General features: G+C 61.8%; 12 protein-coding genes. 10 read left to right on the forward strand and 2 right to left on the reverse strand.

Going from position 1 to position 13,348, the window contains the following annotated elements; genetic code table 11:
- The first annotated feature begins 135 nt into the window (after nucleotides 1-135).
- Nucleotides 136-2,151: a bifunctional 2',3'-cyclic-nucleotide 2'-phosphodiesterase/3'-nucleotidase gene (locus M2375_RS12885; RefSeq protein WP_259167667.1), complete on the forward strand. Its 2,016-nt coding sequence runs from the start codon at nucleotides 136-138 to the stop codon at nucleotides 2,149-2,151.
- Nucleotides 2,152-2,227: 76 nt separating this feature from the next.
- Here the strand turns inward: M2375_RS12885 and M2375_RS12890 are convergent, their stop codons facing one another.
- Nucleotides 2,228-3,475, reverse strand: a complete 1,248-nt coding sequence (locus tag M2375_RS12890; RefSeq protein WP_404979322.1) for a magnesium transporter CorA family protein — start codon at nucleotides 3,473-3,475, stop codon at nucleotides 2,228-2,230.
- 71 nt (nucleotides 3,476-3,546) lie between these two features.
- Nucleotides 3,547-4,560 carry a porphobilinogen synthase gene (hemB, locus tag M2375_RS12895; RefSeq protein ID WP_259167671.1) on the reverse strand — a complete coding sequence of 338 codons (1,014 nt, stop codon included), beginning with the start codon at nucleotides 4,558-4,560 and terminating at the stop codon, nucleotides 3,547-3,549.
- Between the two features lie 196 nt (nucleotides 4,561-4,756).
- On the opposite strand from hemB, the gene M2375_RS12900 reads away from it, so the two are divergent.
- From M2375_RS12900 to M2375_RS12940, 9 genes are all read left to right on the forward strand, one after another.
- Entirely contained in the window at nucleotides 4,757-5,176 is a 420-nt protein-coding gene (locus M2375_RS12900) for a CopD family protein (protein WP_259167740.1), read from the forward strand.
- Between the two features lie 60 nt (nucleotides 5,177-5,236).
- Complete coding sequence (locus M2375_RS12905; RefSeq protein ID WP_259167673.1) at nucleotides 5,237-6,442, forward strand: VanZ family protein; 1,206 nt, start codon at nucleotides 5,237-5,239, stop codon at nucleotides 6,440-6,442.
- 92 nt (nucleotides 6,443-6,534) lie between these two features.
- The gene (locus tag M2375_RS12910) at nucleotides 6,535-6,888 is read left to right on the forward strand and encodes a ferredoxin (protein ID WP_259167674.1); all 354 of its coding nucleotides are present in this window, start codon (nucleotides 6,535-6,537) and stop codon (nucleotides 6,886-6,888) included.
- A gap of 81 nt (nucleotides 6,889-6,969) precedes the next feature.
- Nucleotides 6,970-7,611, forward strand: a complete 642-nt coding sequence (locus M2375_RS12915; RefSeq protein ID WP_259167676.1) for an alpha/beta hydrolase — start codon at nucleotides 6,970-6,972, stop codon at nucleotides 7,609-7,611.
- An 81-nt stretch (nucleotides 7,612-7,692) separates the two neighbouring features.
- Entirely contained in the window at nucleotides 7,693-8,865 is a 1,173-nt protein-coding gene (locus M2375_RS12920; protein WP_259167678.1) for a D-alanyl-D-alanine carboxypeptidase family protein, read from the forward strand.
- Nucleotides 8,866-9,205: 340 nt separating this feature from the next.
- Nucleotides 9,206-9,583 (forward strand): 30S ribosomal protein S12, encoded by a 378-nt coding sequence (gene rpsL / locus M2375_RS12925; RefSeq protein WP_012202325.1) that lies wholly within the window; start codon nucleotides 9,206-9,208, stop codon nucleotides 9,581-9,583.
- 168 nt (nucleotides 9,584-9,751) lie between these two features.
- Nucleotides 9,752-10,225 carry a 30S ribosomal protein S7 gene (rpsG, locus tag M2375_RS12930; protein WP_259167705.1) on the forward strand — a complete coding sequence of 158 codons (474 nt, stop codon included), beginning with the start codon at nucleotides 9,752-9,754 and terminating at the stop codon, nucleotides 10,223-10,225.
- A gap of 156 nt (nucleotides 10,226-10,381) precedes the next feature.
- The gene (fusA, locus tag M2375_RS12935; RefSeq protein WP_259167707.1) at nucleotides 10,382-12,493 is read left to right on the forward strand and encodes an elongation factor G; all 2,112 of its coding nucleotides are present in this window, start codon (nucleotides 10,382-10,384) and stop codon (nucleotides 12,491-12,493) included.
- A gap of 145 nt (nucleotides 12,494-12,638) precedes the next feature.
- Nucleotides 12,639-13,348: elongation factor Tu (locus M2375_RS12940; RefSeq protein WP_259167708.1), on the forward strand; the 710-nt coding region annotated here is incomplete at its 3' end.

The following is a 13,348-nucleotide window of genomic DNA, read 5'->3' on the forward strand; positions in this document are numbered from 1 at the left end:
CCTGCAAGGCTTTGTTGCATTTTCGGGGGAGCTTCGTAACACCGCCGTCATACCGGCTGCTGATGATGCGCGCATCGCTCACTTTCAACGACAACCATGATGCGCAGCCCTTTTTCTCATGCCTCCCTCTTGCGGATGGCACCGCTCCCGCTGGCCGTGTTGGCCGCTGCGGCCCTGCTCAGCGCCTGCGGTGGTGGCAGCTCCAGCAGCGCCAAACCAGCCACTGCCACCTTGGCGGTGCTGGAGACCACCGACCTGCACTTCAACGTCCGCAGCTACGACTACTTCAAGCTGGCCGATGACCCATCCTACGGTTTTGAGCGCACCGCGACCCTGATCCGCAAGGCGCGCAGTGACTTTGCCAATACCTTGCTGGTGGACAACGGCGACACCATCCAGGGCACGGCGCTGGCTGATTACGAAGCGCAGGTGGCACCGATTGCCTGCGACCAGCAGCTGTCGATGTACAAGGCCATGGCGGTGTTCAAGTACGACGCCGGCACCTTGGGCAACCACGAGTTCAACTACGGCCTGCCCTTTCTCAACCAGGTACTGGGCGGCGGCCTGCAGGTCGATGGCGTGGATGCGAGCAAGAAGTGTGCGGGCAATGGCTACCCGATGGCGCTGGCCAATGTGATCAGCAGCAAGACCCAGGCACCGCTGGTGGCGCTCTATGTGCTGCTGGAGCGCGAGGTCAGCGGCACCGACAGCGAGGGCCAGGCCGTCAAGCTGCCGATCAAGATCGGCGTGATCGGCTTTACCACGCCCGGCATCCTCGGCTGGGACAAGCGCCACCTGGAAGGCAAGGTGCAGGTGACCGGCGCGGTGGAGGCGGCGCAAAAGTATGTGCCCGAGCTGCGCAGCAAGGGCGCCGACATCGTTGTGGCGCTGCTGCACGGCGGGCTGGACGCCTCGGAATACCGCGCCGACATGGAGAACCCGGGCCTGTACCTGAGCAAGGTGGCCGGCATCGATGCGATGGTGATGGGCCACCAGCACAGCGTGTTCCCCGACACGGCGGCGCAACCGGCCTTCCGCATGGCCGGTGTGGACAACCAGGCCGGCACGATCAACGGCGTGCCTGCGGTGATGGCCAGCAGCTGGGGCAAGGCGCTGGGCGTGGTGGCGCTGGCCTTGAAGTGGGATGGCAAGGCCTGGAGCGTGGACAAGACCCAGAGCAAGTCGGAGCTGCGCAGCACCACGACCGGCAAGGATGCCGCGGGCAAGACCAGCTATGTGGCCGTCGACAGCAGCATTGCACCGGTGGTGGAGCGCCAGCACCAGGCGGCGATCAGCTATGTGAAGACGCCGGTGGGCCAGACCGACTTTCGCATGGGCACGCAGTTTGCCGATGTGGGCGATGCCGGTGCGATCCAGCTGGTGAACCAGGCGCAGCAGGACTATGTGCAGCGCTATGTGCAGGCCAACCTGCCGCAATATGCGCAACTGCCAGTGCTGTCGGTGAGCGCGCCTTTCAAGTCGGGCTTTCAGGGCGGTGGCGATTACACCGATGTAGCCGCCGGTCCGCTGGCGATCTACAACGCAGCCGATCTGTACCTGTACCCCAATACCGTCTACGCGGTGAAGGTGAACGGCGCGCAGATCAAGGGCTGGCTGGAGGCCGCAGCCCAGCGCTTTAACCGCATCGACCCCGCCGTGGCGGCCGACCAGTGGCTGATCAGCAGCTTCCCAGGCTACAACTTTGACATGTTCACCACGGCCGACATGCAGTACCAGATCGATGTGACCCAGGCCGTTGGCAGCCGCATCGTGGGCTTGCAGTACAAGGGCGCACCAATCGACCCGGCGCAGGACTTTGTGATTGCCACCAACAACTACCGCGCCACCAGCGGCAAGAGCTTTCTGCCTGAGCTCGATGGCCGCGCCACGATCTATGCCTCGCCCGATGCCAACCGCGATGTGGTGATCTCGTACATCAAGGACCATCCGCAAATCACCCGCGCGGCCAATGGTGCGGCCCAGAGCTGGCGCTTTGCCAAGACGCCGACCGCCGGCAAGGTGCTGTTCACCTCGGCGGCCAACGCCTTGCCGGTGGCGCAAGCTGCGGGCCTGGCCAACATCACGCTGGAAAAGGCGGACGACGGCACGGGGACACAGCGCGCGGTCTACCGCGTGGATCTGGGCCAGTAAGCTGTCTTTATCGCGGCCTCCAACAGCCGCGTGCCATGGCTCTGCGATGGGCCGGCTGGCTGGGGGCTGTGCAGCGCTACCTGCCCGTGCGGGTGAGGTAGCGCTTGTAGGAGAAAAAGCTGATCAGCGCCACCGTGATGAAGGCCATCACGCCCATGGCCCACCAAAAGCCGTCTTCCTTGTGGATCAGGGGGATGAACTCGAAGTTCATGCCAAAGATGGCGGCAATCAGGTTCAGGGGCAGAAAGATGGCGGTGATGGTGGTGAGCGTGCGCATGATGTCATTGGCGCGGTTGCTCTGCACCGAAAAATGCATCTGCACGGCGGTCTCGGTGCTTTGCTCCAGCCGGCGCACATGGTGTACCACGCGCTCGATGTGTTCGAGCACATCGCGGCTGCGCACCTTGAGGGCTTCCAACTCGCGCTGGGCGCTGGCGGCCTCGGGCTGGGGCCAGGTCTCCAGCGCATCCACCCAGTCCTGCACGGCGGCGCGCTGGTCTTCGCAAATTTCGTCGAGCTGGTGCAAGGTCAGCCGCGCCTCCAGCAGCGCCTGCCAGTTGGCAATGCGCTTGCGCGGCGACAGCAGCGCGCTTTGCCATTGGTCCAGATGGCGGGAGAGCTCGCGGCGCAGGTCGAGGTAGTTGTCCACGATGATGTTGACCACGCGCATCATCAGATCGGCAGGCGATGCGGGCAGGCGGATGGGCTGCATGCCGCCGGGGCTGGTGCTGCTGCCGGGGTTGCGGAAGGCCTTGTCCTCGCGGGCCAGGCGCTCTTGCGTGGCATCCGATATCTGGCCCAGGTCGGGCGCCTCGGTGCCCTGGGGCGGCGGCGCGCCGGTTTTGGCAAACTGCAGCAGGCGCCGGGCATAGGCATCGCGCACTGTGCAATCTTCGGGGTGCACCGACAGCAGCACCCGCTCCCAGGCGACAAAGCCCACCGGAATGGTGCTGATGTGGGGCCCGTCATTGAGGGGTTTGGCGGCAGCGGTGCGCCGGGCGGCGGCCAGCGCGGCGGTGCCCGCTTGCGACGGTGTGCTGGCCAGGCGGCGGATCACCAGCAGGTCGTACTGCGAGGTGTAGTCATAGTGGGAGGGGAGCTGGGCATTGAGCAGGTCGGAGACATGCAGATCCACCAGCGGCGCGCCGCTGAGCTTTTGCAGCGCCAGCTGCAGGCTGCCTAGCTGCTCGCTGAAATAGCTGCGCGTGCAGGCCAGCCACAAAAAGCCTTTGTCCGGTACTTCATAGGGCACGGCGGCCAGCTCGCTGGCCTCGTTGCCGACGATGTGAAAGATACGGATGCTGCTGGGTGTACTCACCGGAATTCCTCGATCGATTCAGGCGCAGCATGGCAAAAAAAACGGGCTTGTGCAAGCCCGTCCTGGTATTTTTGCTATCAGTTTTTCTCTTTGAGCCAGCGCGCAGCGTCCAGCGAGAAATAGGTGAGGATGCCATCGGCGCCAGCGCGCTTGAAGGCCAGTAGCGACTCCATCATCACCTGGTCATGGTCCAGCCAGCCGTTTTGCGCAGCAGCCTTGAGCATGGCGTATTCGCCACTGACCTGGTAGGCAAAGGTGGGCACCTTGAACTCGTCCTTGACGCGGCGCACCACATCCAGGTAGGGCATGCCGGGCTTGACCATCACCATGTCGGCGCCTTCGGCCAGGTCTTGTGCCACTTCGCGCAGGGCCTCGTCGGTGTTGGCCGGGTCCATCTGGTAGACGTTCTTGTCGGCCTTGCCCAGCGCGCCGCGCGTGCCCACCGCATCGCGGAAGGGGCCGTAGAAGGCACTGGCGTACTTGGCGCTGTAGGCCATGATGCGGGTGTAGATGTGGCCATGGGATTCAAAGGCCTCGCGGATGGCGCCAATGCGGCCGTCCATCATGTCGCTGGGGGCGACGATGTCCACGCCGGCTTCGGCATGGTTGAGGGCCTGGCCCACGAGGATCTCTACCGTCTCGTCATTGAGGATGTAGCCGGTCTCGTCGAGCAGGCCGTCCTGGCCGTGGCTGGTGTAGGGGTCCAGCGCGACATCGGTCATCACGCCCAGCTGGGGGAATTCTTTTTTCAGCGCCCGCACCACACGCGGAATCAGGCCGTCGGGGTTGAGCGCTTCTTTGCCATCGGGCGTCTTCAGCGCCGCGTCGATCTGGGGGAAGAGGGCCATCACCGGAATGCCGAGGGCCACGCACTGCTCGGCCACGGGCAGCAACAGATCCAGGCTCAGGCGGTCCACGCCCGGCATGGACAGCACCGGCTCACGCTTGCCTTGGCCCTCATGCACAAACACCGGGTAGATGAAGTCGTGCGGGGTAAGCACGTTCTCGCGCACCAGGTTGCGGGTGAAGGCATCGCGGCGCAAGCGGCGCGGGCGGTTGTGGGGAAAGGGGGTGGGGCTGGACAGATGCATGCAGCGATTGTGCGCCAGATCAACGGCAGGCTGCAGCCCGGTGCGCAGAGACTGCGCTGGGCATGGAGGAATGGTGCCGGTCCTGGCCGTTCATTGCGCCAGATCATGCTTGCGGCGCGCGCGGGGCTCGGCCAGGTTTTAAGCCGGGGTCGTGCGCTGGGCCATCACCCCAGCCACTACACTGTGGCCCATGCTCATGCTGTGGATCAAAGCCTTTCATATCGTATTTGTGGCCAGCTGGTTTGCGGGCCTGTTTTACCTGCCCCGGATCTTCGTGAACCTGGCCATGGTGCCGGCCGATTCCCAGGCCGAGCGGGCGCGCCTGTTGCTGATGGCGCGCAAGCTCTTGCGCTTCATGACGATGATCGCGGTGCTGGCGCTGGGCCTGGGCCTGTGGCTGTGGCTGGGCTGGTGGCGCGGGGCGGGTGGCTGGCTGCATGCCAAGCTGTTTTTTGTGCTGCTGGTCGTGGGCTACCACCATGCCTGTGCGGTGCTGCTGCGCAAGATCGCCAACGGCACGGACCGGCATTCGCATGTCTGGTACCGCTGGTTCAATGAGGTGCCGGTGGTGGCCATGGTCATCATTGTGGTGCTGGCGGTGGTCAAGCCCTTTTAACCCGCGCAGCCCTCCATCCTCACACCCATCCGCATCCCTATTTGCGAACCAGGGCCACCGATGACCTTGCCTGACAGCAGCCCCGCGCCGACCACCCTGCAAGCGCCTGCCTTGCCGGGCGAGCATCGCACCATTGCCTGGCCGCTGGTGCCCGTGTATGTGGCGCTGGTCATCTTTGCCAGCCTGTTCCCCTTTGCCGGCTGGCGCACCCAGGGCATCTCGCCGGCGGAGTTCTTGCTGGCGCGCATTCCGCCACCTTATTGGACCTGGTTCGATGTCTGGATCAATGTGGCCGGCTATGCCCCGCTGGGCTTGTTGCTCAGCCTGGGCTGGTGGCGCCATGGTTGGTTCAAGACCGGATGGTTCTGGGCCCTTTGCGTGGGCAGCCTGCTGTCACTGACCATGGAGTTTTTGCAAATCTTCCTGCCGTTGCGCGTCTCCAGCAATATGGACTGGCTGCTCAACAGCATCGGCACCCTGCTGGGGGCGCTGATGGTGCCCCTGCTGGCCTGGCTGGGGATCTTGCGGCGCTGGCGCGATGTGCGCGCACGCTGGTTTGATACCGATGCGCGCGGCGCTATTGTGCTGCTGATGCTGTGGCCGCTGGCGCTGCTGTTCCCGGCAGCGCAGCCCTTTGGCCTGGGCCAGGTTTTCGACCGGTTGGAGATGTGGCTGGTAGAGGTGCTGGAGAACTCGGCCTTCGAGCACTGGATGCCCAACTTCATGCAGGCCACCGAGCCGCTGTCGCCCATCGGGCAATTGACCGCTGTGCTGCTGGGCTTGTTGATTCCCTGCTGGCTGGCGTTCAGCGTCATGGGCAGCGTGAGCCGGCGCATGGCCATGGTGGGGCTGGTGGTGCTGGGGGGGATAGCATTCTCTGCGCTGTCGTCCTCACTGAGTTATGGCCCCCTGCATGCCTGGGACTGGCTGGACCAGCCCACCCGTCTGGGCATTGCGCTGGCGTTGGCCCTGGCGCTGCTGCAGGTCGGTATGCCGCGCCGCTATTGCGTATTGCTGCTGCTGATGGGGCTGATGATCGATATCAACCTGCTCAACCAGTCGCCGCCCAGCCCGTACTACGCCGATGCGCTGCAGTCCTGGGAGCAGGGCCGCTTCATCCGCTTTTTTGGCCTGGGCCAGTGGCTGAGCTGGCTGTGGCCGTTTGCGGTGATGGCCTATGTGCTGCTACGGCTGGGCCGGGTGCCGGCGGAGGTGGTGGCGCGCCGGCGCCTGCGTTCCGCTGCATCCCCCGCCGATAAAGCCTAAACGCAGTAGCCCGTGGCAGTATTGCGGCCCCTTGGGCCCCAGGCGGGCGCCAAGCTGCCACAATGGGGGATCGTATTCGAAGAGAGCTTGGCATGAGCGAGCAAAAACCTGGCAGCAACGGCCAGTACTACGAGCACCATGTGTTCTTCTGTCTCAATGACCGCGTCAATGGCGAAGACAGCTGTGCCCACCATGGCGCCCAGGACATGTTTGACCACTGCAAGGCCCGTGTCAAAGCCGAGGGCCTGAACGGCCCGGGCAAGGTCCGGGTCAACAAGGCCGGCTGCCTGGACCGCTGCGCGGGCGGCCCCATCCTGGCGGTCTACCCCGAAGGCGTCTGGTACACCTATATCGACAAGGACGACATCGATGAGATCGTCGAGTCGCACCTGAAAAACGGCCAGGTGGTCGAGCGCTTGCTGACCCCGCCCGATGTGGGCCGCTGAGCCTTCCGCTTTCTCCCTACAGACACAGGGCCGCATTGCCGCCGCAGGCCGTGCCGGGCCCGCCTTGGAGTTGACCGCGTCATGAATGCGCAAACTGAACGTTTCACCATCAATGGGCCAGCCGGCATTCTGGAAGTGGCCCGCGACCTGGCGGCCAGCCCCGATGGTCTGCTGCGCGGCACGGCCATCATTGCCCACCCCCATCCGCTGTTTGCCGGCACCATGGACAACAAGGTGGTGCAGACCCTGGCACGCGCCTTTGTCAGCAGCGGCTGGACGGCGCTGCGCTTTAATTTTCGCGGTGTCGGTCAGTCGGCGGGCAGCTATGACGAAGGCCGGGGCGAGCGCGAGGATTTTCTGGCTGTGGTTGCGCAGCTGGCGCCCCAGGGGAATCTGGCTCTGGCTGGTTTCTCCTTCGGCTCCTTTGTGATGAGCCATGCGCTGGTGGAACTTTGGCCCCAGCGCCAGATCGACAAGGCGGTGTTTGTTGGCACGGCGGCATCGCGCTTTGCGGTTGCGACCTTGCCGCCAGAGGCCCATGAGCGCACTTTGGTGGTCCATGGCGAGGCCGATGACACCGTGCCCCTGTCTGCGGTGATGGACTGGGCGCGGCCGCAGATACTACCGGTTACGGTTGTGCCGGGAGGCGGGCATTTTTTCCACGGACAATTGCCCCTTCTCAAAGGCTTGGTCGCGCGCCACCTGCTTTCTCCCACCGTTTGACGGTGTAGTATTGCTATTGTTTTTGATAGCCTGTAGCCCGCATTCATGGCGCTACAGGCACTGTTCTAAGAGTTGGACGACATGAAATCGAGCTTGATGCCCACCCTGCGTACCTGGGCTGCAGCAGCGCTGCTGGTGCCCACCCTGGCCTTTGCACAATTGGCTGCGCCCCAGCCGCCGGAGATTGCGGCGCGCAACTACCTGTTGTTTGACGTGACCACCGGCCAGGTCCTGGCGGCCAAGGATGTGGATGCGCCGGTTGAACAGGCGTCGCTCACCAAGCTGATGACCGGTTATGTGGTGTTTGATGCGCTGCGCAACAAGAAGATCAGCCTGGAGCAAACCATGCCGGTGAGCGAACGCGCCTGGAAGATGCCGGGTTCGCGCATGTTCATTGACCCCAAGATGCAGGTCAAGGTGGACGACCTGCTGCACGGCATGATTGTGCAATCGGGCAACGATGCCACGATGGCGCTGGCCGAGGCCGTGGGCGGCACGGCCGAGAACTTTGTGCGCCTGATGAACGAGCAGGCCAAGGCGCTGGGCATGGCCAACACCGCCTACAAGAACCCCGAGGGCCTGACCGAGCCCGGCCACACGACGACGGCCAAGGACCTGAGCATTCTGGCCAACCGCCTGATCAAGGACTTCCCGGAGTACATGCACTACTACGCGACCAAGCAGTGGTTCTACCCCGGTACGCCCAAGTCCAACGGCACCAATCGTAATACTTTGTTGTTCCGCGATCCGACCGTGGATGGCCTCAAGACCGGTCACACCAATGCCGCCGGCTACTGCCTGGTCTCCACGGCCAAGCGCCAGGTGCCCAATGCGGGCGAGCGCCGCCTGATCTCCATCCTGTTGGGAGCTGCCAGCGACAAGGACCGCGCCAACGAAAGCCAGAAGCTGTTGAACTGGGGCTATACCGCTTTCGACACCGTCAAGCTGTTTGACGGCGGCCAAGCTGTCGCCACCCCCAAGGCCTGGAAGGGCGCGCAAGATACGGTCAAGATCGGCAGCGTCGCTCCCATCGTGGTGAATGTGCCCGCAGGCACCGGCGGCAAGCTCGAAACCCAGGTGGTGAGCCAGGAGCCCCTGATTGCGCCCTTCACCAAGGGCCAGAAGCTGGGCACCTTGAAGGTGATGGCGGGCGGCCAGCAAGTGGCTGAGGTGCCGCTGGTGGCGCTTGATGATGTCGCAGAAGCGGGTATCTTTGGCCGCGCCTGGGATGCGATCCGCCTGTGGATCAAGTAAAAGGTCTCTGACCGCCGCTGCAGATCCGTCTAAAAGCCAGAAGGCGGTCCCTTTGCTTCCCCCCTACAAAGCGTGCCCAGAGCACGCTTTGTGGTTTCTGCGTCGGCAAAAGTAGGAGCGCGCAATGCTGATGGGCAGGGGCATACAAAAGAAAAGTAGCCAGCCGGCAGCCATGGGGCTGCGGGTTCTCCCGTAAACCATTTGCTCGATCGGGAGCGAAGTGATACATTAGAGGGCTTTTCGGAATTTCCGAAGGGGCTGCCGTCTTTGCCTTTTAGGGCAGGGCTGGCAGTAAGTCACGGTAAGTTCACGGTAATTTCACGTTTAGGGACGTTTATTAATGCCAACCATTAACCAACTCGTGCGTCAGGGCCGCACGGTAGAAGTTGTTAAATCCAAGAGCCCTGCTATGGAAAACTGCCCCCAGCGCCGCGGCGTGTGCACCCGTGTGTACACCACGACGCCTAAGAAGCCTAACTCGGCTTTGCGTAAGGTGGCTAAGGTGCGTCTGACCAATGGTTTCGAAGTGATTTCGTACATTGGCGGCGAAGGCCACAACCTGCAAGAGCACAGCGTTGTGCTCGTGCGCGGTGGCCGTGTGAAGGACTTGCCAGGTGTGCGTTACCACATCGTGCGCGGTTCGCTTGACCTGCAAGGCGTCAAGGACCGTAAGCAGTCCCGTTCGAAGTACGGTGCCAAGAAGCCTAAGGCCAAGTAAGCCCTGGTTTTTTGAACGAATACATAGGTGCTGTGTCCCGCGTGGCGCGAGATTCAGCGTAGTGACCCCAAGCGCAAGTGTTTTGTGTGGGTCGAGTAAGTGGGAGTCCTGATTGGCTCTCGCGGTGTCTGAAAAGATGCCAACTGAAGCAAAGATAGAGGTAAAGAAATGCCACGTCGTCGCGAAGTCCCCAAACGTGAAATTCTGCCGGATCCAAAGTTCGGCAATGTAGAGCTGTCCAAATTCATGAACGTGATCATGGAAGGCGGCAAGAAGGCAGTTGCAGAGCGCATCATTTATGGCGCCCTGGAACTGATCGAGAAGAAGCACCCTGATAAAGACCCGCTGGAAGCTTTCGTTGTTGCCATCAACAATGTCAAGCCCATGGTTGAAGTGAAGTCCCGCCGTGTTGGCGGTGCCAACTACCAGGTGCCAGTGGAAGTGCGTCCTGTCCGTCGTCTGGCTCTGTCCATGCGTTGGCTCAAGGAAGCGGCTCGCAAGCGCGGTGAGAAGTCCATGGCCCAGCGCCTGGCCAACGAACTGCTGGAAGCGACCGAAGGCCGTGGCGGTGCGATGAAGCGCCGTGACGAAGTGCACCGCATGGCCGAAGCAAACAAGGCATTCAGCCACTTCCGCTTCTAATCAGCGCGATCTGTCTCGATACTGCAAAGGCCGCATGCAACAATTTTTGCCTGCGGCCTTGCTCGGATTGAGACTGCCCACACATCGTAGGCTGATGCCTGCGCTATCCGCCAGTCCGCATCGCCTCCACACTTACTGATCAATAAAGGATCATCCATGGCTCGCAAGACCCCCATCGAGCGCTACCGCAATATCGGTATTTCTGCGCACATCGACGCAGGTAAAACCACCACGACCGAACGTATCCTGTTTTACACCGGCGTGACCCACAAGCTGGGTGAAGTGCATGACGGCGCTGCTACCACCGACTGGATGGAGCAAGAGCAAGAGCGCGGCATCACCATCACTTCCGCTGCAGTGACCTGCTTCTGGAAGGGTATGGATCTGTCCTACCCAGAGCACCGCTTCAACATCATCGACACCCCCGGCCACGTGGACTTCACGATTGAAGTGGAGCGTTCCATGCGCGTGCTCGACGGTGCTTGCATGGTGTACTGCGCTGTGGGCGGCGTGCAGCCTCAGTCCGAAACCGTGTGGCGTCAAGCCAACAAGTACAAAGTGCCACGTCTGGCCTTTGTGAACAAGATGGACCGTACCGGTGCCAACTTCTACAAGGTCTATGACCAGATGAAGCTGCGCCTGAAGGCCAACCCAGTGCCCGTGGTGATCCCGATTGGCGCTGAAGACAACTTCACCGGCGTGGTCGATCTGGTCAAGATGAAGGCCATCATCTGGGACGAAGCGTCCCAGGGCATGAAGTTCGAATACGCTGACATTCCTGCAGACCTGGTCGAAACCGCCAACAAGTGGCGTGAAAACCTGGTGGAATCGGCTGCCGAAGCTTCGGAAGATCTGATGAACAAGTACCTGGAAGAAGGTACCTTGTCGGAAGAAGAAATCAAGGCCGGTATCCGTGCCCGTACCTTGGCTGTTGAAATTCAGCCCATGCTGTGCGGTACCGCGTTCAAGAACAAGGGCGTGCAGCGCATGCTGGACGCCGTGATCGACTATCTGCCTTCGCCGGTGGACATCGATGACGTGGCTGGCACGGATCCTGACGACGAAGAAAAGAAGGTCACCCGCAAGGCAGATGACAGCGAGAAGTTCTCTGCGCTGGCATTCAAGCTGATGACCGACCCGTTCGTGGGTCAGCTGACCTTCGTTCGCGTGTACTCGGGCGTGCTCACCAAGGGCGACACCGTGTTCAACTCGGTCAAGGGCAAGAAAGAGCGTATCGGCCGTATCGTGCAGATGATGGCCAATGACCGTATCGAAGTCGACGAAATCCGCGCCGGTGACATCGCTGCTTGCGTGGGCCTGAAGGACGTGACCACGGGTGAAACCCTGTGCGACGTGGCTTCGCCTATCGTGCTGGAACGCATGGTGTTCCCTGAGCCCGTGATTGCACAGGCCGTGGAACCAAAAACCAAGGCTGACCAGGAAAAGATGGGTATCGCTCTGTCGCGTTTGGCTGCAGAAGATCCATCGTTCCGCGTGCGCACCGACGAAGAATCGGGCCAGACCATCATCGCCGGTATGGGCGAGTTGCACCTGGAAATTATCGTTGACCGTATGAAGCGCGAGTTCAACGTGGAAGCCAACGTGGGCAAGCCCCAAGTGGCTTACCGCGAAACGATCCGCAACAAGGTGGTTGATGTGGACGGCAAGTTCGTTCGCCAATCCGGTGGTAAGGGTCAGTACGGCCACGTGGTGTTCACGGTTGAGCCGCAAGAGCCAGGCAAGGGCTTCGAGTTCGTCGACGCTATCAAGGGCGGTGTGGTTCCTCGCGAATACATCCCTGCGGTGGAAAAGGGCGTGATCGAAGCGCTGACCTCCGGCGTGCTGGCAGGCTACCCTGTGGTGGACGTGAAGGTTACGCTGACCTTCGGTTCGTACCACGATGTGGACTCGAACGAAATGGCGTTCAAGATGGCCGCTATCTTCGGTTTCAAGGAAGGTGCTCGCAAGGCCAGCCCCGTCATCCTGGAACCCATGATGGCTGTGGAAGTGGAAACGCCAGAAGACTACGCTGGTACCGTGATGGGTGACTTGTCTTCCCGCCGCGGTATGGTGCAGGGCATGGACGACATGGTGGGTGGCGGTAAGGCCATCAAGGCAGAAGTGCCACTGTCCGAAATGTTCGGCTACGCCACGTCGCTGCGTTCGCAAACGCAAGGCCGCGCTACGTACACGATGGAGTTCAAGCACTACGCTGAAGCCCCACGTAACGTGGCCGAGGCTATTGTCGCCGCACGCGCAAAGGCCTAAAATATGCGCCCGCGCCTGGCTTGCCAGGCGTGGGCAGCTTTTGTCTACGACCGGGTGCCGCTTTGTTTCCTGTGCGAAGCGACCTAGCAATTCGGTGTAGACGTTAAACCCAACACAGGTTTTGCTCTTTATTTGGAGAATTCTCATGGCAAAAGGTAAATTCGAACGGACCAAGCCGCACGTCAACGTGGGCACCATTGGTCACGTTGACCACGGCAAGACCACGCTGACGGCTGCTATCGCAACCGTGCTGTCGAAGAAGTTCGGCGGCGAAGCCAAGGCTTACGACCAGATCGATGCAGCTCCTGAAGAAAAGGCCCGCGGCATTACCATCAACACCGCGCACGTTGAGTACGAAACGGCTAACCGCCACTACGCTCACGTGGACTGCCCAGGTCACGCCGACTATGTGAAGAACATGATCACCGGCGCTGCCCAGATGGACGGCGCTGTTCTGGTGTGCTCGGCTGCTGACGGCCCCATGCCCCAGACCCGTGAACACATCCTGCTGGCTCGCCAGGTGGGCGTGCCTTACATCATCGTGTTCCTGAACAAGTGCGACATGGTGGACGACGAAGAGCTGCTGGAGCTGGTGGAAATGGAAGTCCGCGAACTGCTGGACAAGTACGATTTCCCAGGTGACGACACCCCTATCATCCGCGGCTCGGCTAAGCTGGCTCTGGAAGGCGACCAATCCGACAAGGGTGAACCCGCTATCCTGCGTCTGGCTGAAGCACTGGACACCTACATCCCAACGCCTGAGCGCGCTGTGGACGGTGCTTTCCTGATGCCCGTGGAAGACGTGTTCTCCATCTCCGGTCGTGGCACCGTGGTGACCGGCCGTATCGAGCGCGG

This window comes from Comamonas sp. BIGb0152 (assembly GCF_024809975.1).
Taxonomy (GTDB): domain Bacteria; phylum Pseudomonadota; class Gammaproteobacteria; order Burkholderiales; family Burkholderiaceae_C; genus Comamonas.